Below are 24897 nucleotides of genomic sequence, written 5' to 3'. Positions count from 1 at the left end.
GACATCGCAGCCATTTAGTAACTAATTTTAATGAAAGTAAAACAGCATACCATAAAAAAACAAGTCACCATATCCGGAGTAGGATTACATACAGGTATTGAAGCCAACATGACATTTTTGCCGGCCAATCCAAACCATGGTTATAAGTTTCAAAGGATGGATCTGGAAGGCCAGCCGGTTATCGATGCAGACGTAGATAATGTGGTGGATGTATCCAGAGGCACTACCCTGGAGCAAAGCGGGGCCAGGGTCTTTACTGTAGAACATGTGCTGGCTGCACTGGTAGGTATGGAAATAGACAATGTGCTGATACAACTTAGCGGGCCTGAACCCCCTATTTTGGACGGCAGTAGCATTCAATTTATTGAGATCCTGGAAGATGCAGGCCTGGAAGAACAGAATGCACTTCGTAGATTTTTTGAAGTACCTGAAAGTATCCATTACAAGGACAGCGCCAGGGAAGTGGAGATGGCAGCCTTGCCCCTGGACGATTTCAGGGTCACCGTAATGGTAGATTATAACTCCCCGGTGCTTGGAAGCCAGCACGCTTCTATTACCGATATCAGTCAATTCCGGCATGAAATCGCCTCCTGCCGAACCTTTTGTTTCCTGCACGAGTTGGAAATGCTCTATAACAATAACCTGATAAAAGGCGGTGACCTGAATAATGCCATTGTAGTAGTAGATCGCGTAGTCGAAGAAGCGGAATTGTCAAGCCTGGCCAAAATGTTCAATAAACAAAAGGTTGAAGTTCAGAAAGAGGGAATTTTAAACAATGTAGAACTCAGGTATAAAAACGAACCGGCCCGACACAAACTCTTGGATGTCATTGGTGACCTGGCACTGGTGGGCAGACCTTTAAAAGCCCAGATACTCGCTGCCAGGCCCGGCCATGCGGCCAATGTGGCATTTGCAAAAAAAATCAAAAGGGCCATGGAAAAATCAGGCCCCATGAATATCCCTTACTATGACCCCAAGCTACCTCCGGTACTGGACATAAACCAGATCAGCAACATTCTTCCTCACAGGTATCCGTTTCAATTGCTGGACAAAATCATTTATCTTGATGACAAATTGGTGGCGGGGGTGAAAAATGTCACCATTAACGAACCCTTTTTTATGGGGCACTTCCCGAACAATCCGGTTATGCCAGGAGTATTACAGGTAGAAGCCATGGCCCAAACCGGAGGAATATTGGTCCTCAGTACTGTGGAAGATCCTGAAAACTATTGGACCTATTTTCTTAGTATTGAAAACTGCAAATTTAGAAAAATGGTGTTGCCTGGTGACACATTGATCTTCAAATGTGAACTTCTCAATCCCATCCGGAGAGGAATCGCAAAAATGAAGGGGGAGGCTTTTGTAGGAAATGCCTTGGTTTGTGAAGCCATAATGACTGCCAGCATTGTAAGAAAAGACACATGATCAGCAAATTATCCGAAATAAACAAAAATGCCCGGTTGGGGGATAACGTCTCAGTTGAAGCTTTTTCTTCCATCCATTCTGATGTGGAAATCGGAGCAGGTACATGGATTGGCTCAAACGTCACCATTTATCCAGGTGCAAGAATTGGAGAAAACTGCAGAATTTTTCCAGGTGCCGTTATTGCAGCCATTCCTCAAGACCTGAAATACAAAGGTGAGGACTCTCTTGTAGAAATCGGTAACAATACGACCATCAGGGAATTTGTAACCATAAACAGGGGAACGGCGGATAAAAAGACCACCAAGATTGGCAATGACTGCCTTTTAATGGCTTATGTACATATTGCCCATGATTGCCTGATACATGACCGGGTAATCATCGCCAATTCGGTGCAGGTAGCGGGACATGTCAATATTGATGATTGGGCATTTGTTGGTGGCAGCAGTGCCATACACCAGTTTGTTAAAATAGGAATGCACAGCATGATTTCGGGCGGTTCCCTGGTCCGGAAAGATGTTCCTCCTTTTACAAAAGCCGCCAGAGAACCTTTGAGTTATGCCGGAGTCAATTCCCTGGGACTAAGAAGAAGGGGATTTGAAGGCAAAACGATCAGTGAAATCCAGGAGGTCTACCGGTATTTGTTTTTAAACAGCTGGAACAACAGCAAAGCTCTGGAGGAAATTGAAATCAACCTTCCTGCCACAAAAGAGCGGGATGAAATTGTCAACTTCATACGCTCATCTGAGAGAGGCGTAATGAAAGGTTATATTCAGTGATATGCTGTCCGTTGAGCTAAAACAGGCTGGGAAAAAATTTCAAAGAGATTGGATTTTTAAAAAACTGGACCTGAGCTTGAAAAGCGGAATGAGAATGGCCATTACCGGAAATAATGGCTCTGGAAAGTCTACCCTGATCAAATGTCTGTCGGCACAGATGCCTCTTACGGAAGGAAATTTGGTATTTTCAAAGGACCAGAATGAAATTTCTCCCGAAGATATATACAAATACCTGGTCATCAGCGCCCCCTACCTGGAGTTACCCGAAGAATTCACCCTCAATGAGTTTTTGAATTTTCATTTTCAATTCAAAAAACCGGAAGGAAATATCGGTACAACAGCACTTTTGAACCTACTTTATCTGGAAAACGCCATTGATAAACCTATTTCTTTCTTTTCATCAGGAATGAAGCAAAGGCTGAAATTAGGAATCTGCTTTTTTTCACAGGCCCCTTTTGTGCTTCTGGATGAACCCACCTCAAATCTTGACGAAAAAGGAATACAATGGTATAGGAAAATGATCACCCGGTTTGGAAAGGATAAATGTATTGTCATCGCCTCCAATGATCCCAGAGAATATGATTTCTGTGAACAAATTCTTCGTCTGGAGGATTATAAAAGGCAAGGTATTATTTGATAAACCCTGGAATTGATTAAATTTACTCCTCTAGTTTGAAAAGTATGAAAGCATTGATGAATTATTTTTGGGTCTTCCTGCTCCTTATGGGATTTATAGCTTGTAATGGAGGAGAAAACGGGGAACCCGAAAAGACAGCCGAAGAGCAAGCCATAGAAAGGCTTACTGGCCCCTCGGGAAGTCAGACATGGACAGTTAGCAACGGAGGTTCAGTCACCAAAGATGGCACAGCGCAAACGAATGAATTTGCTGATTTTGAAATCCGTTTTATTGCCAACAATACAGGAAAATCTTACATTACCGAAAACAGCAATCTGCTGTTTGACACGAATGGGAATTGGGCCTTCGAAGGGGAAAACCTTGATAAGATTATCCTTTCGGGAATCCAGCCTGCTGCCAATAAAGAAATTTCCTTTACCAGAAACCAAAATAACCTGAGATTGGAATGGGTGGTGCCTGCACCACAGAATGCAAGGGTGACAGCCCTGGCAGGATTCTATGTGTTCGATCTTATTTTAATGGAATAACCCAATAAATTAATTTACCCGATAAACCCATGCTCAAATACCTGTTTCTTACTTGCTTCTTTTCATCATCTTTGCTATTTGCCCAGAACAAACACCAGGCTGCTGTAGAGAATGCCGTTTCCGAATTGACTTCAGCCATGGTAGATGCCGATGAATCCCAACTCCAAAAACTGACCCATCCTCAATTGACTTATGGGCATTCCAATGGATTGATTGAAGATCAATCCGCTTTTATTCAAGCACTTACATCCGGAGTATCCAATTTTACCGAAATCAATATTGAGAACCAAACAGTGGATATTTCAGGCAATACCGCATTGGTCAGACATTTCCTGATCGGCCGGACAGACAACAAAGACAGTGAACCCGCCCCTGTCAACCTGGGGGTGTTGACCGTATGGAAGAAAAAGGGCAAAAGCTGGGTTCTTATTGCCCGGCAAGCTTACAAAAGATAAGGATCTGATCAATTTGATGGAAAAAATTATTGTTTGAGCTGCACCAGGGTCACTCCAGACCCACCCCTGTCTGCATGTTCGTCGGAAAAACTGGTAACGGATGACATTTTCCTGATAAGGTTTCTGGTAAGGTCCCTCAAAATGCCGTCCCCTTTGCCGTGGATGACTTTAAGTTCATCCATACCCAACATGTATCCTTCGTCTATAAAGTTCTGAACCAGCTGGAGGACTTCTTCTCCCCTTTTTCCCCTGATGTCCAGATTGGGCGAGAATGCTGCCATTTTACTGGTCGTATCATAAGTTGCCCGTTTCCCCATGGCCTTTTTTTCCTTCTTTAAAGAAGTATTGGAAATTTTTTCCAACCGGCTAATTTTCACATTGGACTTCAGATCCCCCATTAGTATGGAAGCTTGTTTTCCCTTGATCTCCATCACTTCGGCCAGGGCACCGTTGTCCTTTAGCCTTACCTGGTCCCCAACCCCGATGGACCCTCCCAATACCTGTATCGTCTTTGGTTGCGAAACCGCCGGCTTTTCCGGTTGGATGGCAACTTTATGCGCATCAAGATCTTTTCTCAATTGCCGGGTGGCTTCCTGATCTGCCTGAGACTCCTTTATAGATCGGATGGTATGCTCAATTTTTTTATTGGCTTCATCCATCAATAATTTGGCTTGGGTCTTTGCCTCGTTGATGATGTTCTTTTGTTGTTCGTCTAAAGTAGATTTCAGGGAATTGTACTCCTGGAGCCGCTGCCCCAAAAGCCGTTCTTTCCGCTGCGTCTCTGCCATCAGGTTTTCGTATTTATTCTTCTCACTTTCTACCTTCAGTAACAGTTTTTCATACCTTACCCTTGTTTCCCCGACCTGGGCTTTGGCGTGCAGGATTATCTCCGTTGGAATGCCTATTTTACCAGCTATCTCAAATGCAAACGAACTTCCCGGTTTGCCAATCTCCAGCTCATACAAAGGCTCTAACCTATCCACATCATAGCGCATGGCACCGTTTACCATGCCCGGGCTTTTTGAAGCCAGTTGTTTGAGGTTGCCGTAATGCGTAGTGACGATTCCAAAGGCAGCTGACTTATTTAGGGCGATCAGGATGGCTTCAGCTATGGCCCCTCCAAATTGAGGTTCGGTTCCGGTGCCAAATTCATCGATAAAAAACAAGGTGTTTTTATTGGCATGAAGGGTGAAGTACTTCATGTTCATCAGGTGAGAACTGTAGGTACTCAGATCATTCTCTATGTTTTGCTCATCGCCAATGTCGATAAAGATCTGGTCAAATAGGCAGCATTTGGAGTTGGGTTCCATGGGAACCAAAAGACCACATTGATACATGTACTGCACCAATGCCACCGTTTTTAGGGTTACGGATTTACCACCGGCATTGGGCCCTGAGATCACCAGTAGTCTATGATTCGGATCAAGCTTGATAGAGACCGGCACTATGGTCTTTTGCTGTTGCAACAGCGCCATTTCCAAAAGTGGGTGCCTGGCTTTAACCCATGACAGGTCCTTTTCTTTACCCATTGCCGGGTTAACAGCATTGATTTTCAATGCAAACCTGGCCTTGGCACGGATAAAGTCTATCATGCCGAGAAAATAAAATGCCCGCCTGAGTACAGGAATGTACGCCCGGAGTTCATCGGTTAATCTGGTAAGGATTTTCTGCACCTCTCTCCGTTCCATATACTCCAGGTCCTTGATTTCATTGTTGATATCCAAAACCTCTGCCGGCTCCAAATATACGGTCTGACCTGTAGCTGATTCATCATGGATAAAACCCTTGATCCGCTTTTTGTATTCCGCAAGAACAGGGATTACCATCCTACCTCCCCTGACGGTTACAGAGGCATCCTCGGGAGTAAAGCCCTGGGCCTTGACAGATCGGTAAATATGGTCCAAAACTTTCCTAATCCTGTTTTCCTCATAGGCAAGTTGGGTGCGTATAAGGTTCAGCTCCTGAGAAGCATTGTTTTTTATTTTTCCTTTCTCATCAATTACCTTTGCGATACTTTTTTCCAAAGGGATATTTTCCTCCACCATGCCCAACAATTGGTGCAATTGGGGATATTCTTCTTGGTACTTGTAAAAAAAAGAAACGCATCCATCCAGGGTTTTAAGGCCCAGCCTGATCTCATGAAACTCATCCTCAAAAAGAAAAGTCCCCTCTATTTTCGCCTTTTCCAGATAAGGGTAAATGTTGATGAAATTTGATGCGGGAAAAGGGTCTCCGGAAACAAGTATTTGCCTGAATTCGTCGGTTTGTTCCAAAAGTTTGGTTAACAATTTTCTGTCCCTGGAAAAACTTACTTTCCCGACAAAATCAACGCCCAAACTACTGGTACATTCTTCTCTGATCAATTCCTTGATTTTATCAAAATTGATCTTTTCTTCCATGTTTGAAGGATATAATTTCATCTATTCCTGAAAATTTTTCTCTCTTACGGTCAGTGAATCGATAGTCCGTTCGTATAAATACTCCATTTTGGACACGTCTCTCAAATAGTATTCCAGGCTTTCGATATAAACACTATCAGGTATACCATATTTCTCGAAGATTTGTTTTTCCAGAATCGGATACAATACTTTGGAGGAATCGTAAGGAATGGAAAGCGATTGGACAAACCCCTCTGTTAAATGAATATCCACCAAAATATTCACCATCTGATCTTCTGACAAAATGTTTTCGGGTACATCCTTTTCCTGGCAGGAAGCAATAGCAAAAATAAAAGCAAAAGCTAGATAAGTATATTTCACAATCCAAAATTACCTATTTCCTTTTAAAATTGACAATAAGTATAGGCAAAGTCGTTTTATTATTCAATAGAGACTGCTAAATTAGGCCTCTCATTGAGACCGAAAAATGAACCAGCTAATAAAAAAACTCAGAAGGTACGAAATCACCATGAGAAAAGTGGCCAATAGTCACCTTCAGGGTGATCACCAATCCATTTTTAAAGGTGCTGGGTTGGAATTTGACGACCTTCGCCCTTATCAATACGGGGATGACATCAGAACAATTGAATGGAAAGTTTCTGCAAAAGGACACGGCACCTTTGTCAAAACCTTTAAGGAAGACAAAGACCAGGCGGTTTATTTTCTATTGGATATCAGTGGATCACAGGATATAGGTAGCAAAGAAAGGAAGAAAATAGATCTGGGACGGGAAATAGCCGGAGTTTTAACACTAGCTGGTATCCATGAAGGCTCACAAGTGGGGTTAATAAGCTATTCAGACGAAAAAGAAAAAATCATTTTGCCGGGCAAAGGAAGCAGACAGGCCGTTAAAATTATCAAGGGAATCTTTAACCACAAGAATAGATCTTTAGGAACTGACCTTTACGGAATGTTTACTTTTTGTCTGAATCTGATAAAGAAAAGAAGCGTCATCATTGTCATCTCTGATTTTATCGACGAAAATTATGAAAAACCGTTAAAAGCTTTGGCCAATAAGCACGATCTGGTCGTGCTACAAATGACAGACCCTATCGAATCTGCACTTCCATCACTTGGAATCATTCCGGTATTTGATAAAGAAGGAGGAAAAACAACCTGGGTAAACACTGCTTTCGGCGGGTTTTCAAGGAAAATATCCACTTCCTTTTCCAGTGACCGAGTAAAACTAAAAGATTTTTGTAAAAAAAACCAAATCAATTACCTGCAAATAGACACCCAACAAGACATTGTTCTACCTTTAATGGAATTATTTAAGTTGAGAAATAAAACCATGAAGCGTGGATAAAATAACAAAAGTATTTTTCCAGGTGTTTTTTTTGCTGATGCTTGCTGCCGGTGTTAAGGGACAGGATGTAGCGGTAGAAAGCTATTTCCTTCAGGATTCAGCCATGCTGGGTGAACGGGTGGGTTATGTTTTAAAAGCACGGTACCCAAGCGACCTTCCCCTACTTTTTCCCGATTCAACGTATAATTTTGGGGAATTTGAATTTCTGGAGAAACAAACCTTTGCTTCGCTGACCACCGATAGTACGACTCTGGATAGCGCGGTGTACTGGCTGTCCAATTTTTCTTTGGATTCCCTTCAACTTTTCCGCCTGCCGGTTTTTGAAGTCTTGAAATATGACAGTATCAGCCATTTTGCGGAGGCGGCACCTCTTGCATTAAAACTCACCATAGACGAAATGCCGGAAGACCTGGCTTTCCAGCAAAATGACAGCTACCTGAGTATCCCTACGGCCTTTAACTATCCCTACCTGATCATTGGTTTGCTGGCATTGGTGATTTTGGCGGTTTTGGCAGTATATTTCTTTGGAGGAGGCATCAGAAAACGCTGGAAAATTTATCGGGAAAATAAGAAATGGAAACATTTTCTCAACAACTGGGAGCAATCCATGCAAACTTTGGTAGATCAACCCGAAATCCAGGAGGCTGACGAACTTTTGGGACTTTGGAAAGGTTACCTGGAAAATCTTACCGGATTGCCTTACAAGGAATGGACAGCCACAGAAATATCGGAATACCTTGAAAATCCGGACATTGTCAAAGATTTCAGAAAAATAGAACTGATCATTTATGCCAACAGGATAGACGAGCATATCCGGGAGGCCTGTGACAGCCTGCTTGAAGTATCCAGGCAGCAACTGGAAGAAAAAATAGAAAATATTCGACAGCATGGATGACATCTCTTCCTATATCTCATGGACCTGGTTTACGCAGGAAACATTCCGTTCATATGAATGGGAAAATTTTTTCCTGTTGCACCTTATCTGGGCCATACCGCTCATTCTTTTGATAAGAAAATTTATCAAACTGCTTAAAAAACCGGTCCTGGAACTTTCTCTTCCTAAAATGATCTCCAGAAATAATCCATGGACCTACCTGAGACTGATACCATCCTTATTCTTTCTACTGGCGCTATGGATGGTGGTCATTGCGCTTGCCAGGCCGCAGCGCACCAATGAAAAAGTGGAGCAGTATACGGAGGGAATAGACATCATGCTTGTTTTGGATATTTCTGAATCTATGGATTTACAGGATTTTACACCAAACCGCCTGGAAGCCGCCAAAGAAACCGCCATCGAATTTATCAATGGCAGGGTAGCAGACAGGATAGGAATGGTTATTTTTTCAGGAGAGGCCTTTTCCCTTGCCCCGCTGACCACAGATTACGAACTTTTAACAGATCTGGTAGAAAGCATTACCTTTAATATGATGGATGCCAAAGGAACAGCTATTGGCAGTGCCGTTTCCACCGCTACCAACAGAATGAGGGAATCAGAGGCAAAATCCAAGGTAATGGTCCTTTTGAGTGATGGGGATAACAATGCAGGAAATGTAGACCCTGTATTTGCCGCCCAATTGGCGGAGGCAATGGGGATTAAAACCTATACCATTGCTGTTGGAAAGGATGGAATGGTACCTTACGGCACAGATTTTTTCGGAAGACCCCAAATGATCGAAAGTTACCTGAATGAAGAAACCCTGAGAAATATCGCCAGAATAACAGATGGAGAGTTTTTCCGGGCTTCAGATGATCAGGCCCTGGAGAATATTTTTGCCAGGATTGACGAATTGGAAAAAGCTGAAATCATAGAATCCAGATACAAGGAGACCATGGACTATTACCGGCCTTACCTTTTTTGGGGGATCGTATTTTTCTTCTTTTGGATGATTTTAAAAAGTACCTTTTTCAATAATTTCCTATTGGATTAACGGGACATTCCGATACAGGCTCATAGAGAAATCCCGTGCATTTAATGTACGGGATTTCCTTTTGGTGGCTCAATCAACTCATCTCCCAACCAGACCGTACCGGTTCGCTGATGTAAGTATCTGCTTCATCCAAACCTGTAGCTTTCAGGTTGGCTGCATCCCAATGGATTTTCTGGCCTTTCATTCTCAGTGATAAAACACCCAGCAAGGTGATTTCTGTCAAATGGGCCCCGTATTCAAAATTGGCACTGGCAGCAGGACCACCTTTGATAGCATCTACCCAATCCCTGAAATGTCCATTTGACCTGGGGATGGTTTCATCAGGTTTTTTCATACTTTCAGCCAGACTTTCGGGGAAAACATGCGGGACCCGGTCACCACCATTCACGATAACACCCTTATCCCCAACAAATAAAGTCCCACGGGAAGGCCACTGATAGCCAACAGGCAGAGATGGGTGCAAGGGAGGTTTTACTCCTCCTGAATACCAGGTCAAATGAATGGGTTTACCGGTATTGTTGTCTGGAAAATGATAATACCCAATCTCCCCGTAAGGAGCAATGTCCTGATTGCTAAAACCTGCTGGAAAAACCTCTATGGTGTCTGGATAGCCCAGTTCAAAAGCCCAGGTGGCAGCATCCATATCGTGACAGCCAAAATCCCCTAACGCTCCACAGCCAAAATCCCAAAAATCTCTCCAGGTTACGGGGGAATACCATTCATGATAAGGCCTGTCCGCGGATGGTCCCAGCCACAAATCCCAATCAAATCCATGCGGTTTTGGTGTGGCTGAAGTAGGTAAAGCTTTCATTTCAGGTATCCACCGGGAAGCAGGAACCCAGGAATGCGTTTCTTTCACTTCTCCAATGACCCCAGCCCTCAGGTATTCTACCGTTTGCCGGATTCCATCGGTACTATGTCCCACATTTCCCATTTGCGTGGCCAGTCCCGTCTCTTCTGTCAACTTTTTGATCATCCTGGCTTCCCTGATATTATGGGTTAGGGGCTTCTCACAATAAACATGCTTTCCCAGCTTCATAGAAGCATAAGTCACAACAGCATGGGTATTATCAGGGGTGGAACAGCATATGGCATCCAGGCCTTGTTCCTTTTCGAGCATCTCCCGGAAATCCAGATATTCGTTTAGTTTGTAGTTTTTGGTTCTGTCTTCATAAAAATCCTCAACCATTCTTTTCACAGGGCCTCTTCCAGCTATGGACCTGTAGTAAAAGTTGGCCAAATCCCAATACTCTCCCGGATCTGCGATAGCTGTGATCTGCACATCATCCAGTTTCATCAAGTCCAGTGCATTTTGCCGCCCTTTTCCTCCAACGCCTATCATACCTACATTGACCTTGTCACTAGGTGCCACATGGCCCTTACCTCCAAGTACAAACCTGGGGACAATAAAAAATCCTGCCGCACTAAGGGTGGAAGATTTAAGGAAACTCCTTCTGGAATCAGTGTTCTCTACTTTATTTGGTTTATCAAGCATACTCAATTATTCTTTTGTGGATTAAATTTAAAAATCAATCCCTATTCTTCCTAAATTATTTGGTATTCAATAAGAAAATCACCTGAAATCAGAAGCAAGGGCCTAAATCCTGTAGACCAATTCCGCGTTACTGTGAAACAGTTTCCTTTTTTCTTCCATTGACAATGCCTTGGAAAGCGCATAAAAAGAAGTTATCCAACGGTGCAGCGTTTCGGCCCGAAGAAGCACCGGCCAGTCCCCTCCATACATAATTCTATCCGGACCAAAAACCTCCATCACAGTATCGAAATAAGGCTGAATATCCGGCAATTCCCAGTTCCAAGATGTCCGTGTAAGTATTCCTGACACTTTGCAATAAACTCGGTCCTGGGAAGCAAAAGGCATTAAAGCTTTCTCCCATGTATTCCAATCCTGATTACGGATATCCGGATTGACCATATGGTCCAGAATAAAAACCTGCTCCGGAAACTTTTTTACCATATCAAGAAAGTCTCCCAGCTGCTCGTGACCGATATTCACTTCACATACCCAGTGAAAGTTTTTCATCAAGGCTATCCCCTGGAAATAACCGCTATTTCCAGGCATAAAAGACTTTCTAATGCCCCTGACGATATTCCTTTCTGCCATTTTCTCCATGTCTTCCTGAGCAGCCGCTCCTTTTTCCAGGGGAAAATAGGCTACCATGCCTGCAATCTCCGGATTTTTCCCGGATAGCCCCTGTACCCAATCCACCTCCTGCAGGTACTGCTCAGGAGCCCTGCCGCATTCGACGAATACCATTTTTGATACAGGGAAACCTTTTGTAGCCTTTCGGTAATCTGCCAATGAATAATTCTTTTCCAATGGCAGACCTTTTCCCTTTAACCAGGGATAATCCATTTCCGACAGGTCCCAAAGGTGAAGGTGTGTATCCACTACAGGGATATGGGAAGAAAAACTCCTTGCTCCCTCAAAAGAAAAAAGGGATGAGGGCCCCACCGCCAGAGTAGCAGATGCCAGAATCCCTTTCCTAATAAATGCTCTTTTATTCATGCTCCTTCAACACCTAACCAACCGGTATGGTAGGCGTCCCCAATTTAGCAATGGAGGCATCTATTTCCTCCTGGCTCAATTCATGCTGCCTGATTTTACCGGCGAAATAATCATCATAAGCCTTCATGTCAAAATTCCCATGGCCACAAAGGTTGAATAAGATCGTTTTGGAAACCCCTTCCTCTTTACACTTGTTGGCTTCCCGGATAGCAGTGGCTATTCCGTGGTTGGCCTCGGGAGCGGGTATAATCCCCTCTGCCCTGGCAAAAAGCACGCCTGCCTCAAAAATCTCCAGATTGTCATGGGCCTGGGCTTCAATAAGCTGGTCTTTTAGCAATTGACTTACAATCACCCCAGCTCCATGATAGCGTAAACCTCCGGCATGAATAGGTGCGGGGATAAAATCATGTCCAAGGGTGTACATGGGCAAAAGAGGCGTCATGCCTGCCGTATCCCCAAAATCATACCTGAACACACCTCTGGTTAACTTGGGACAAGAGGAAGGCTCACTGGCAATACAGCGGATTTTTTTTCCAGATTCCAGGTTTAACCTCAAAAATGGAAAGGACAATCCGGCAAAATTGGATCCCCCTCCAAATGGAGCTATCACAATATCGGGCAGGTCGCTTCCTGCTTTTTCCATTTGTTTGATGGCTTCCATGCCAATGATGGTCTGGTGAAGTTTGACATGATTTAAAACGCTGCCCAAGGCATATTTTGTATCCGCTCTGGTGGCTGCCATTTCCACTGCCTCGGATATGGCTATACCCAAACTTCCCGGCGAATCCGGATCTGCGGCAAGTACCCTGCGGCCAGCCTCCGTCCTGTCAGACGGGGAAGGATAGACGTTTGCTCCCCAGGTATTCATCATCATTTTCCTGTAAGGCTTGTCATTATAGGAAAGCCTGACCATGTAAACATCACATTCGATTCCGAAGTGCTGGCAAGCAAAGCTAAGGGCACTTCCCCACTGGCCTGCACCGGTTTCAGTGGTAATTCTCTTGATACCCTCCTGCTTGTTGTAATAGGCCTGGGGAATTGCCGTATTGGGTTTGTGAGATCCTGAAGGGCTCACTCCTTCGTATTTATAGTAAATTTTGGCAGGGGTATCCAATGCCTTTTCCAATCCATAGGCCCGGTACATGGGGGTAGGTCTCCAGATGCTGTACATGTTGCGTACCTCGTCTGGAATAGGCACCCATTTATCAGTAGTCACTTCCTGCCTGATCAATGCATCCGGAAACAGGGGTGCCAACGCATCCGGCCCTATGGGTTCCAATGTACCCGGGTGAAGGGGCGGCAAAGGCTTATTGGGCATATCCGCTATAATATTGTACCAATTTTCTGGTATTTCGTTTTCCTCTAAATTAATTTTTCTGATTTTCATTCAATAGTTGTCGTTTTGGATTATTTATTTTGATTGGAAAGACTCTTTATTGGTTTATTTCCAAGGGTACGGTTAAGCAAGTAGGCCGAAACACCCTGATTGTTGATACCCACCAAAAGAATTTTAAGATAAGAAAGATCAATTATTTCCATGGATTTTACATCTCCAATAAAAGACAATCCCGATTCAGTAGAGCTCACATAGGTAAAACCTCCATTTCCATCACCTCTGAATAACTGGCCAAAATTGGCATCCATTACACCCAGCCTCAACCGGGTAGTGTTTTGATTGCCTCCCAAAATAAAATCCAGGTTGCCATCGTCATCAAAATCAAAAATAGAAATGGCCTCAACTGGCGCATATTGTGCTGTTATGGGTAAGTCCCTGACCAGAAACTTCCCATTACTATTCTCAAGATAAACTGTTTTTAGTTCACTTATTATCAATTGGTTAGCACTTTTCAACTGCTCACTTGAAATAATATCATCGATTTTAGCTTCCGAAAAAGAAGCGTAATCGGTAAACTTACTGCGCATACCATACATTTGGTCCAGGAGTTCATCCCTACTCATAAAAGGGTAGGCTGTACCGTTAATGTAATGATTTAAAATCGGATCCACAGACCCATTTCCATCAAAATCCCCATAAACAAGACTCAATGGTTCTTGCTCACTCGCTTTAAGTTGGCTGTTCAGCCCAAAATTACCCACAACCAAATCGAGATCTCCATCATTATCAAAATCCGCAGCTTTGACAGCAGCCCATTTACCTGTTAGAGGCAAATCAAAATAGGCATTGGTAGCATTCTCAAAACCCTCTCCCTGTTGGTTGAGAAAAACACTTATAGGCATCCAATCACCTACCAGTACCAGGTCTTCCCACCCATCTTCATCCAAGTCGATGACCTGGGCATCAGTTATCATCCCGATTGTACTTAGTTCCGGAAAAAGGGTCTCGGTTTTATCCTCAAAATTCCCCAAACCATCATTAAGCAAAATAAATGAATCAGCAGCCTTGGGATATTGACCTGCAACGGCCCTTCCTCCTATGAAAAGATCCAAATCACCATCATTGTCCACATCCATTGCTTTCACAACTGAGCCACTACTGCGAAGTACGGGAAGGGCAGTAGTATTCTTTTTAAAGTTCCCTCCACCCTGGTTGATGTAAAGCCTGTCTTGTAATTCAGGGGAATCCCTTGTAAAATCGTGATAACCCCCATTCACGATATATAAATCAGGCCTTCCATCTCCATTGGCATCAAAAAACAAAGCGTCAGAGGGAGCACTACCACTGTCCTCAGTCAAATCCAAGCCTTGGGATTCTATAAAATTACCATTGGATACCTGAAAAAATAATTTTCCTGGCATACCTTCGGCTCCTCCCACAAAGACATCCATAAAACCATTATTATTTACATCAGCCAATGCCAATACAGGTCCTGTAGGGGAAAGCATATGACTAAGTAAAGGCTGCCGCTTGAAGTCATTGTAACCAGGCTCTGAATGTTCAAAATTGATAGGCGAAACAATGGGAGTAAAGATAGCAGGTTTTTTTTCTGCAACTTGAACAGTCCTGGTTTGAGCCTCTTTTTCATATAAAACCAACAATTTATTGGCAGCAATTCCCCTTACCCACTGTTCCTTGCCCAAGGGCCAAACAATATGTAGGGAATCCACCTGGTCTTTTTGCCCCAAGCCCACATGTATTTTATGGCTGACAGAAGACTGAAATCCTCGGGTGGGTTGCTGCTCAAAATATTGTTGTTCCTGATTCGAATAAACAGTGATTTTTGCTCCTATTCCTGAGGTATTCATTCCCTCTCCCCGAAGCAAAATTTGAAGAAAGTTTGGTGCTTTATTACTCGAAGCAAGTTTGTTTTTGAAGATGCCCGCCGGCCCGTTGAGGTGATTGACAACAAGGTCCAGTGCACCATCATTGTCCAAATCCGCATAAGCCGCACCATTTGAAAAAACCGGATCATCAAACCCCCATTCTGCTGACAAGTCCCTGAAAATGGTCCCTCCGTCATTTTTATACAAATAGTCATGGACCGGTGTGGACTGCATGCTGGTCACCAGGTGCAGTGTATCCGCTTTTTCCCCGTCTCTTGCTTTGCTGAAATAATAATCTCCTTTGTATTTTAAAAAATCCCGGTTGGTATAGTCCCTGAAATACCCATTGCTCACAAAAAGATCCTTCCAGCCATCATTGTCAAAATCAGCAAAAAAAGCCGCCCAACTCCAATCCGTATTGGAAATTCCGGCCAATTGTCCGACTTCACTGAATAATCCTGAACCTTGGTTTACATGCAACATGTTTCGCATGTTTTGGTGATAGAAACCCTCCATAACCATCAACGCATATTGCTCATAATTTTCAGGTCCATACAATAATTTTTGCCGCTTGTTGTCCTCTGGCAACATATCCAAGGTAAAGATATCGGCTTGTCCGTCATTATTGATGTCACTGATGTCAGAGCCCATGGAAAAATAGGAAATGTGTTGCAAATAATCGGTCAGGCTTTCGGAGAAAGTACCATCTCCGTTATTGATATACAGGTAATCGGGTTCAATATAGTCATTGGACACGTAAAGATCAGGATAGCCGTTTCCTGTAATGTCTGAAGCGGCTATCCCCAGACCGAAACCCATGGAATTCCCTATTATGCCTGCCTGTTCGCTAATATCTTTAAAAAAGCCATCGTCATTCCTAAACAATTTGTCACCGGAAAGCTCATTTCGATCTTTTCTTTTTGCATCAAAATCAATTTCATTGATCACCTGGGTATTGTGGTTGAGCAGGTACATGTCCAAATCCCCGTCCAGGTCAAAATCAAAAAATAAAGCTTGTATACTATTGGCAGGATCTGCCAATCCATATGCCTCGGCTGATTCCACAAATGTCCCATCCCTTTTATTGATGAACAATTGGTTTTTCCTGGTTTCAGCTGAGCCCTTACCCGAATAACACACATAAATATCCAGGAAGCCGTCCCCATTGATATCGGCCATGCTTGTACCAGTAGTCCAGGCCTCTTTTCCACCGATTCCCGCAATACGGGTAATATCTTGGAATTTAAAGTCTCCCTGGTTCAAATATAGCCTGTTGGAGGTCATGTTTCCTGTAAAAAAAATATCTTCCAGTCCATCATTATTGATGTCCCCAATTGCCACACCCCCACCATTATAAAAATATTCGTAAGTTAGGATGTTAGAAAATTGATCTTCCTTCAGGTCATTTCGAAATTTGACTCCTGTTTTTCTGCCCGGCAACTTTTCAAAACCCTGGGATAAGGCTCCCATGACAGGTAAAATAATCAACAACAAAATCCCTAAAACCTGTTTTGAACGGTTTTCCATTTTCTCTCTATTGAGTAGTAATGCATTCTCTTTGAGACCAAAGCTGATCCTCATCTTGTAAGTAAATCTACATTTTTTCAGCCGTTAACACAATAGAAGTTGGAGTTGTCAGCCAATTTTCTTTCATCATCCTTGCTCCATGGAACATCTCCTTTGGATTAAGAATTATTCCCAATATTATTTATATTGAGTAGAATTAAGCACATTTTTAACCGATAAAATGAATAATTACAATCCCTTATTCGAAGGTTTCATTTATTTGATAGCCTTTATTACCTGTACTGTATTTTCCTGCCAGGAAAAAGATAAAAGTGAATTGGTTTGGGAAGCCAGTTTTCCGGTCATTGGATCCCAATCCTCTCCCCGTACAGTAGATTTAAACAGAGATGGGGTTTTGGATGTTGTAATGGGTGCCGGGAAAAATGAATTCGAACACAGTGATTATGGTATATTGGCCATAAATGGTGATAATGGAGAACTGCTTTGGAATGCGTCCACAGTGGATCAGGTATATGGGTCAGCCACTTTTCATGATGTTAACAAAGACGGCATTCCTGACATTTTCATAGGCGGCAGGGGACCACACCTCAAAGGTATCGACGGGCAAACGGGAGACCTGATATGGGAGTACGATAGCAGCAATTACCTGGATCACCCCATCTTGAAACACGCCAGGTTTAATTTCAACAACAGTGTATTGGTCCCAGATCAAAATGGAAATGGCATCCCTGAATTACTCATTAGCAATGGAGGCAATGCCAGAGCTGCACCCTTTGAAACAGTGGGACGATATCCAGGAGTCCTGATGGTTATAGACGCGCTATCGGGAAGAATTTTGGCTGCGGACAGCATGCCAGATGGAAAAGAAACCTATATGTCGCCTTTGTTATTGGACAAAGTGGGAAATAATGAAACAATGGTGGTCTTTGGAACCGGTGGAGAAACTATTTCCGGAAGCCTTTTTATCGCAAAGCTGAAAGATTTGATGAACAATGATCTTTCAAATGCCAGGGTCCTGGTGACAGAACAAAACAATGGATTCATCGCCCCCCCTGTCCTGGCTGATTTGGATCGGGATGGTATTTTGGATATCGTCGCCATTTCCCATGCCAGTACCATCACTGCCTTTTCAGGGAAATCATTTGAGGTCCTTTGGCAACAACAAATTTCCGGTACCGAAAGCAGCAATAGCCTGGCGGTAGGTCAATTTACTGCCGATAATATTCCCGATTTGTTTACTTTTGTAAGCAAAGGCGTATGGCCAGAAAATACCGGCTCTATTCAAGTGTTGATAGATGGAAAAACAGGCGCTTTGATAAATAAAAAAGAATTGGGCTGTACCGGCTTTTCTTCTCCGATAGCCTATGACTTGAATAAAGACGGCAGAGATGAGGTGATTTTCAGTATTAATGAATATGATTGTGACCGCGCCATTGATGATAAATCTGCATTTCTTATTGAAAACAAGTTGCTCTTAATGGATTTTAAATCCGGTGAAATTCATATTTTAGACCAATCCAAAGGTTTTAAAAACATATTTTCCACCCCCTGGCTGGGGGATTTGGACGGGGATGGATACCTGGATTTGATTCATTGTCAATATTTCAGTCATACCGATATCTTATCCTTTCTTGGCATGAAAATCAAGAGGATTGATCTCCCTATCACGATCAGGAATAAACCAGATTGGGGAGCCTTTATGGGGTCAGAAGGAAACGGTATCTATCCAAAATAAAGGGGTGTCCGACTGGACACCCCTTAAAATTTATAGATTCTGTTTTCCGTTAACTGTATCAATCAGCTGTGTCCCACCACACCCTGGTGGTGAAAATATCGGGCAATGTAGCCCCAGACTGAAAGTTCTCATTTGTGGCGACTTCCGCTGCAGGATACCTTAGCTTCCTCATGATCTGTCCCTGAGTGACATTTCCGGGATAATTTGTCGGTGTTAATTGAGGATATCCGGTCCTTCTCCAGTCTGACCAGGCCTCCCACCAATTGAAAAACTTACTCACCCACATTTGTTCGCCAATCATTTCCAGGGCAGGCTTTTCCGTACCATAAGGATGTCTGCTAAGATATGCTGCTACTTCAGCATCCGAAATGGCCAGGGACTCATCAAAGGGGGTGTACATCTGCATGGCCCCTTTTACTCCCTCATTGTAATGAGCTTCCGCAGTGCCGGAAATACCTGATCCAATGCCCCTTTCCAATGCTTCCGCCTGTAAAAAGGCGGATTCCGCAAAATTCATCAACATATAAGGGCTGTCTCGCTGCAGCATCAGGTAATTGATTCTGGAATAGGTTTCAACCTGATTAATCGGACCTCCCTCAATTTCCTCCAGGCCAGCAGCATCATATCCATTGGGCATACCTTTTTGTTCCAGAGGATTGGTATTATAGGGTGTCCAGGCCACGGCTGACCAATCAGCAATTCCTCCGCTGATTACCATCAGTCTGGGATCCACCTCGTCTGCTGAAGTGGCATCACCTTTTAACCAATCCACCAAGGTTTCACTTAAATAGCCGGGTTGTCCACCGTCTCCTGGGTAAAATGCCCTGGAGATCCCGTTTTGATTGATCCATAGACTTGGTCCTTCGGACATGGGTACCCAGGCATTGTCATCATTACTTTCCATTACTCCACCGGAAATGGCTTTGGTCACATATTCATTGGCCAACTGCGGAGCCACGTCAGAAACCCTCATGGCCAAACGCAACATCAGTGAATAACCAAACCGCTTCCATTTGTCAATGTCACCGTCATAGATAATATCCGCCCTGGCAAAGCCATCATCAGGATTGGATGTGCTTATGGCTGCTGTAGCCTCTTCCAATTCCTGCAACAGGTGGGGATATATCTCAGACTGGGGATCGTATTCCGGAAAGAATACCCCATCCATACCCTGCAATGCACCAAAATAGGGGATATTTCCGTAAAAATCCGTCAGCCGGTGGAAATTAAGCACCCGCATGATCCTTGCGGCATTTCTGGTATTGATTTTATTCCCTTCATCGTATCCGCCGGGACCTGTCTGCCGGATCACTTCTGAAATATTCTTCAATGCGTCTCCATAGAAAAATTCAAATGGTGCATTGTTGGATTCGAAATTTTCCTGGTATTTATCTCCCGGAGCAATTCCTCCACCCGCATTGGCCAGATGCTGTATAAGGTAAGCGGTCATACCGATGTTGGTCCGCCAGTCAATGTAACGGTTATCACCAGCAGAGCCTCCTGAAGCGGATCCAAGTTGGGCCGCGGTGAACATAAAATTCAGGTCAATTTCATTTACTGCCTGAGGATTGATGTTCAAATCATGCAGATCATCCGTATCACAACCAAAGAGCGTGATACTGACTGCCAAACCAAAAAAGAGAACTTTATTTATAATTTTCATGGTATTTTCCTTTAATGATTAAAACGTTGCCCTAACATTGAATCCAAATGTCCTGGTCTGAGGCATTCCGAAATAATCCAGACCCTGACCATTTCCTGATGAATATCCTGATTCAGGATCTATGTTTTCCACATTTTTCCAAAGTATCGACAGGTTTCTGCCAACAAAGGATAAACTCAAGTTGGTAAATGGCGTTTTACTCATAATTCTTCTTGGGAAATTGTATCCGAAAGTCACTTGCCTTAGCTTAGCAAACGAACCGTCATAGACAAAGTAGTCCTGCACCCTGTTCCCCATCTGATTCCAGTAATTATTGGCTTCACCGGGAGAGAGTGTTTTGGAAAAGGATTCATATATCGGTTGTCCATCTGCTGTGGTACCAGACTGGATCACACCGGAAACGCTGAGTGGCTCCTCTCCTGCCCTTCCCTGTAAGGTCTGCTTGTGCAGTCCCCATTGGGTAAGCCTGACATTGGTACCGGAATACAAATCACCCCCGATTCTGAAATCGACTAAAGCTGAAAGATTAAAACCCTTGAAAGTAATACTATTGTTTATGCCTCCTGTCCAGTCAGGAATACCGTTTCCGATAACTTCCATTTGGTCAGATTGCACCGGGGCTCCATTTTCTTCAAAGACTGGCTGTCCGTCAGGCGATTTTTTTTGCACCCATCCTGCCAGTACACCAAAGGGATAACCGGTTCGGTGTTGCACAAAAACAGTCCTTGTTCTGGGTTCTTCCACATTCAGGATATCGCTTCCCTCTATCAATGAAATTACCTTATTCCTGTTTCTGGCCACATTGAAGGACACATCCCAATTGAAATTATTGGTTCGAATAGGCGAACCTGTGAGTAGAATCTCTACTCCTTTGTTCTCCATTTCCCCCAGGTTAACCAATGTAGAGCCAAATCCTGAAGACCTGGAAACCTGGGCATTCAATTGATCATCCGTACTGCGCTGGTGATAATAGGTGAAATCCAACCCTAACCTGTTTTGAAAAAATCGAACATCAAAACCCACTTCGACCTCCGTCGATAACAAGGGCTTTAAAAACCTGTTTGGAATCGTACCTGCATTGTTTCCCGCTGTGGCAAAAGAGGCCATGGCTACCTGATTACCACCAAAATCAATGGCAGGTGCTCCTAAGAGTGAGTATACATTCTGAATTTGGTAAGGACCCACAGTGGAGTTACCTACTCTGGCCCAGGAACCTCTGATTTTGCCGAAACTCAACCATGAAGGTAGTTCTGTCATGGCATCGGAGAACACGAAACTACCCCCTATAGAAGGATAGGTAATGTCATTAAACTGAGGATCCAAAACCGAGAACCAATCTGTTCGACCGGTCGCTGTTAAGAATAGGATGTTTTTGTAACTGACCTCTGCAGAGCCAAAGACAGAGTTGATTCCCCAGCCGGAATAACCATAGCCAAAATTCCGGGTCACTGTATTGTTGATCGCATGGAAAAAAGGAACATTAAAACCCTGCCCATTGGCCGAGATGGTTTCATCCTCTCTTCTCATCCTATTGGCTCCAATAAATGCATTCAGTCCAAAATCGCCAAATTCCCTGTTGTAGCCCAACATGGCCTCCAGGTTGATTTCATTGACCCTTCGCTCGCTTTCGCTCATACTGCCATTTCTGTCATAGCCGGTTCCCTGAGGGGTCAAAGTGGTACCTCTTCTGGTAAACCAGTCCATTCCCGCCCTTCCTGATAGATACAGGTGATCAGTGATATCGTACCGCAAGGATCCTGAAGTAATGATCCTGTCTCTGGTATCGTCGATAGACAGTTGATGGGTGGAAAAATAGGGATTCTGTCCCCAGGGATCATTCTTCATCAGATATTCCTCCTGCTCGGCGAAACCCCAGGTACTCAGCAAAGCGGGATCGGTACCCACGGGTATGGTTCCTAACCTGTTGGGATCTCCCTTACCCCACTCTACATTGACATTTGGCGGCAGCGAAAAGATGGACTGAAAGGCATTTCCCGGAGAATCCGATAATCTGGGTCTGTTTTTCGTTCTCTCATTGGAGTAGAGTACCTTGGCATCGAAAGTAAGTTTTTTACCAAACTTACCATTCGTGGCTATGGACATATTCAAACGGTCAAAGCCTGCATTGGGGACCACGGAGCTACTCCTCATGTCTGTGGCATTGAAGCGAAAGGTCTGCGCTTCGCTTCCACCGGAAAGTGAAATACTGTTGGTATAGGCAGCACCGGTTTCGTAAAAGCGGTTCCAGTTATCTCCTGCATACACATATGGGCGTTCAACCCCATCAAAATGCATGGAGGTACCTGTGCCCAATCGCTCTCCCCATGCTTGTGCGCCCCAGTCATACCCCTGCCGCACCGTAGTAGGCCTTACAGCGGCACCTGTTATCTGGTCGCCCTGGAACCTACCTGAACCAAACTGGGTCTGTAAATCTGTTTGGTTATTTATCCTTTCAAAGACCACATTGGAGTTGATTTCCACACCAATACCTCTTTGGGCAGTCCCCCTTTTGGTAGTGATCAATATCACACCATTTGCGGCCCTGGACCCATATAGGGCTGCAGCACTCGCCCCCTTCAGTACGGACATGGATTCAATATCATCTGGGTTTACACTGGTCATACCATCTCCCTGGTCCGCTCCTCCCCAGACACCGGCCTGACCAAAATTGGTATTGTCCATGGGAATACCATCAATTACATACAAAGGCTGGTTACCTCCCTGAAGAGAAGTATTTCCCCGGATGATTACCCGGGAGGAACCTGCTGGTCCCGAAGCCACGTTGCTCACATTTACCCCAGCAACCCTGCCGGCCAACTGATTGGCAATGTTGTTTTCACGGGCCTGTGTAAACTCCTCTCCTCCTACTTCAGTGATCGAATATTGTAGTGCCCGGACATTTCTCTCAATTCCCAAAGCGGTAACCACTACTTCAGATAATTCTGCAGCATCTTCTGCAAGGCTAATGTTAATGGTGCTACGGTTACCAACTGTTTCCTCAACAGTTTGAAATCCCAGAAAGGAAAAGACGAGCACCGTCTCAGCACCAGGAACATTCACGCTGTAATTTCCATCCACATCGGTAGCAGTACCGGTAGAGGTTCCTTTAATCAATACCGATACACCAGGAAGCGGCATCCCATCTGTTTGATCGGTCACCGTTCCGGATACGGTTTGTGCCAGAACATTGCCGCTTAAAACGGCCAGCATGCTCAGGCAGACAATAAGTAATAGGTTTTTCATAAACTGATGATTTTGGATTTAAAATGACAATTACTCAAATAGTCACAGCCAAGGTGGTTTATACCAGTGGATATCCCTGAAAATCCATGACTTACAAAATTCAGAATCCGATCTTTTTGTATTCACGGAATTTTCTGTGATCACAGGCAATAACATTTGACAAACACTTAAAATGAGCAATATTTATCGGAAATGTATTATAATTCAGTAAATAATAAAAGAATTGTCATGAATATTTTTTTAGGTATAGAGTTAACAAAAATTACATAAACGGTCATTCAATACTGCTTATGTGTATTTTACCAGTATGGGTAAAAAAAAATAACTATACATATAAGGATCCTCTGTAAACGAATTAAAAGGAAAAAATAACTTGGATTTTTTACAAAAATTAATGGAATAACTTTAATTTTCGGTCACCTGATAACAGGTGTCGTTAAATAAACTATCTTCTGCGGTTTGTACCTAGGATTTGAAACCAATGAATCAGGAACTTTTGGGATATGAAATGATCCTTAAAACGCCAATATCGACAAGTAAAGTAAAAAGACCGGTATGGAAGCATTTTTAGTCCGCACCAGAAAATCAAATACAACTGTCGGATTTTAGATTTGACTGTAAAATACATCTGGATCTTCATGAAAAAACCCTATATGAAAAACAATATTGGGAAAGCATTGGGAAGTTGTAACTGAATGGGTATTACTATAGCTTTTCATTCTTAACGCAATTGTTATGCCTATCCCGGGTTGTTTGTTCCTGAATTTAAGTTTAAGAATGACTGATAAAATAAATTCCGGAAAATTTATTTTTCTGTTTTACAATTGTCAAAATTCAACCTTGTAGCTGATTCCGCTGGTACTGATATTTACCTTGTCAATCCAGGGCTTGAATTTCGCTTTGTTTTTTACCTGAAGGGAGTACAGAATACCATCAAAAACGAGTAAGAAAGCCCCCTGGAGGATGACTGCATTCCCAAATCCAACCAACTGGTCATTTTGCCTTCTTTTTCCCCTCTCCATGAGGTATAATCCTCCGGCCATATAGCCTGCATCTAAAGCTGCATTGAAAAGCAGGATCTTCTCTGTTTTTTGCTGGGCCTGCAAGCTTTTCCACAGACTACCCTCCGTTTGGTGCTTTTTGGCATTGAAATACCCTAAACCAGCGATTGCCAGATTGACGGTATTCCAATACATGTTCATTTGGTGAAAGCCTTTTCTGGCACCTGTTGTCCTTGAGGCCCCAATTCCTCCCCAGACCATGTTACCCAAAGCCCATGAACCCAGAACGAGCATTCCATTGCTTTCAAGTCGTTTTCTTTCCTCGTTAATTTCGGGTATAGAAGATTTATTTTGCGCTTTACATACAAGTCCGGTAAACATTCCGGCCAATACAAACAATGTTTTCAACTTCATTTTTCCTTTATTTACCGCCCTGGGATTATTCCGATTTTAAGATAAATTAATTTTTATCCAAACCAGCTACCTA

At 43.5% G+C, this 24897-nt stretch carries 18 protein-coding genes; 9 read left to right on the top strand and 9 right to left on the bottom strand.

What is annotated here, in order from left to right; all coding sequences use genetic code 11:
• Nucleotides 1-30 precede the first annotated feature (30 nt).
• From G9Q97_RS01230 to G9Q97_RS01210, 5 genes are read left to right on the top strand one after another with little or no spacing between them, the layout of a single operon-like run.
• Nucleotides 31-1425 carry a bifunctional UDP-3-O-[3-hydroxymyristoyl] N-acetylglucosamine deacetylase/3-hydroxyacyl-ACP dehydratase gene (locus G9Q97_RS01230; protein ID WP_166142339.1) on the top strand — a complete coding sequence of 465 codons (1395 nt, stop codon included), beginning with the start codon at nt 31-33 and terminating at the stop codon, nt 1423-1425.
• On the top strand, nt 1422-2201 hold the full coding sequence (lpxA, locus tag G9Q97_RS01225) for an acyl-ACP--UDP-N-acetylglucosamine O-acyltransferase (RefSeq protein WP_166142337.1): 780 nt from the start codon (nt 1422-1424) through the stop codon (nt 2199-2201). The genes G9Q97_RS01230 and lpxA overlap by 4 nt, the downstream gene beginning before the upstream one ends.
• A gap of 1 nt (nt 2202) precedes the next feature.
• Nucleotides 2203-2838, top strand: a complete 636-nt coding sequence (locus tag G9Q97_RS01220; RefSeq protein ID WP_166142335.1) for an ABC transporter ATP-binding protein — start codon at nt 2203-2205, stop codon at nt 2836-2838.
• A gap of 44 nt (nt 2839-2882) precedes the next feature.
• Nucleotides 2883-3365: a hypothetical protein gene (locus tag G9Q97_RS01215; RefSeq protein ID WP_246255313.1), complete on the top strand. Its 483-nt coding sequence runs from the start codon at nt 2883-2885 to the stop codon at nt 3363-3365.
• A 29-nt stretch (nt 3366-3394) separates the two neighbouring features.
• Nucleotides 3395-3820, top strand: a complete 426-nt coding sequence (locus G9Q97_RS01210; protein ID WP_166142333.1) for a nuclear transport factor 2 family protein — start codon at nt 3395-3397, stop codon at nt 3818-3820.
• Nucleotides 3821-3846: 26 nt separating this feature from the next.
• Here the strand turns inward: G9Q97_RS01210 and G9Q97_RS01205 are convergent, their stop codons facing one another.
• Nucleotides 3847-6240 carry an endonuclease MutS2 gene (locus tag G9Q97_RS01205; protein ID WP_166142331.1) on the bottom strand — a complete coding sequence of 798 codons (2394 nt, stop codon included), beginning with the start codon at nt 6238-6240 and terminating at the stop codon, nt 3847-3849.
• The gene (locus G9Q97_RS01200; protein WP_166142329.1) at nt 6241-6579 is read right to left on the bottom strand and encodes a DUF4296 domain-containing protein; all 339 of its coding nucleotides are present in this window, start codon (nt 6577-6579) and stop codon (nt 6241-6243) included. It lies immediately after the preceding gene.
• Nucleotides 6580-6685: 106 nt separating this feature from the next.
• Between G9Q97_RS01200 and G9Q97_RS01195 the strand changes: the two genes are divergently transcribed.
• From G9Q97_RS01195 to G9Q97_RS01185, 3 genes are read left to right on the top strand one after another with little or no spacing between them, the layout of a single operon-like run.
• Entirely contained in the window at nt 6686-7564 is an 879-nt protein-coding gene (locus G9Q97_RS01195; RefSeq protein WP_166142326.1) for a DUF58 domain-containing protein, read from the top strand.
• The gene (locus G9Q97_RS01190) at nt 7557-8459 is read left to right on the top strand and encodes a hypothetical protein (protein ID WP_166142324.1); all 903 of its coding nucleotides are present in this window, start codon (nt 7557-7559) and stop codon (nt 8457-8459) included. Before G9Q97_RS01195 ends, G9Q97_RS01190 begins: the two co-directional genes overlap by 8 nt.
• Nucleotides 8452-9492: a vWA domain-containing protein gene (locus tag G9Q97_RS01185; RefSeq protein WP_166142322.1), complete on the top strand. Its 1041-nt coding sequence runs from the start codon at nt 8452-8454 to the stop codon at nt 9490-9492. Before G9Q97_RS01190 ends, G9Q97_RS01185 begins: the two co-directional genes overlap by 8 nt.
• 73 nt (nt 9493-9565) lie before the next feature.
• Here G9Q97_RS01185 and G9Q97_RS01180 read toward each other — a convergent pair whose 3' ends face one another.
• The 4 genes from G9Q97_RS01180 to G9Q97_RS01165 form a co-directional block, all read right to left on the bottom strand.
• Nucleotides 9566-10987, bottom strand: coding sequence for a Gfo/Idh/MocA family protein (locus G9Q97_RS01180; RefSeq protein ID WP_166142320.1), 1422 nt, complete (start codon nt 10985-10987; stop codon nt 9566-9568).
• Nucleotides 10988-11089: 102 nt separating this feature from the next.
• A complete protein-coding gene (locus tag G9Q97_RS01175; RefSeq protein WP_166142319.1) occupies nt 11090-12019 on the bottom strand; it encodes an amidohydrolase family protein in 930 nt (309 codons plus the stop codon).
• A 13-nt stretch (nt 12020-12032) separates the two neighbouring features.
• Nucleotides 12033-13406, bottom strand: coding sequence for a TrpB-like pyridoxal phosphate-dependent enzyme (locus G9Q97_RS01170; RefSeq protein WP_166142317.1), 1374 nt, complete (start codon nt 13404-13406; stop codon nt 12033-12035).
• Nucleotides 13407-13426: 20 nt separating this feature from the next.
• Nucleotides 13427-16768 carry a VCBS repeat-containing protein gene (locus G9Q97_RS01165; protein ID WP_246255312.1) on the bottom strand — a complete coding sequence of 1114 codons (3342 nt, stop codon included), beginning with the start codon at nt 16766-16768 and terminating at the stop codon, nt 13427-13429.
• Nucleotides 16769-16988: 220 nt separating this feature from the next.
• Here G9Q97_RS01165 and G9Q97_RS01160 point away from each other — a divergent pair, with 220 nt between their 5' ends.
• Nucleotides 16989-18503 carry a PQQ-like beta-propeller repeat protein gene (locus G9Q97_RS01160; protein WP_246255311.1) on the top strand — a complete coding sequence of 505 codons (1515 nt, stop codon included), beginning with the start codon at nt 16989-16991 and terminating at the stop codon, nt 18501-18503.
• Nucleotides 18504-18561: 58 nt separating this feature from the next.
• Here G9Q97_RS01160 and G9Q97_RS01155 read toward each other — a convergent pair whose 3' ends face one another.
• The 3 genes from G9Q97_RS01155 to G9Q97_RS01145 form a co-directional block, all read right to left on the bottom strand.
• A complete protein-coding gene (locus G9Q97_RS01155) occupies nt 18562-20166 on the bottom strand; it encodes a SusD/RagB family nutrient-binding outer membrane lipoprotein (RefSeq protein WP_166142315.1) in 1605 nt (534 codons plus the stop codon).
• An 18-nt stretch (nt 20167-20184) separates the two neighbouring features.
• A complete protein-coding gene (locus G9Q97_RS01150) occupies nt 20185-23409 on the bottom strand; it encodes a SusC/RagA family TonB-linked outer membrane protein (RefSeq protein WP_166142313.1) in 3225 nt (1074 codons plus the stop codon).
• Between the two features lie 827 nt (nt 23410-24236).
• Nucleotides 24237-24824 carry a DUF6992 family protein gene (locus tag G9Q97_RS01145; protein ID WP_166142311.1) on the bottom strand — a complete coding sequence of 196 codons (588 nt, stop codon included), beginning with the start codon at nt 24822-24824 and terminating at the stop codon, nt 24237-24239.
• Nucleotides 24825-24897: the final 73 nt, after the last annotated feature.

It is taken from the genome of Cyclobacterium plantarum (assembly GCF_011290685.1).
Lineage (GTDB): Bacteria > Bacteroidota > Bacteroidia > Cytophagales > Cyclobacteriaceae > Cyclobacterium > Cyclobacterium plantarum.
The sequence above is the reverse complement of the archived record's forward strand: the minus strand, read 5'-3'. Positions and strand labels throughout refer to the sequence as shown.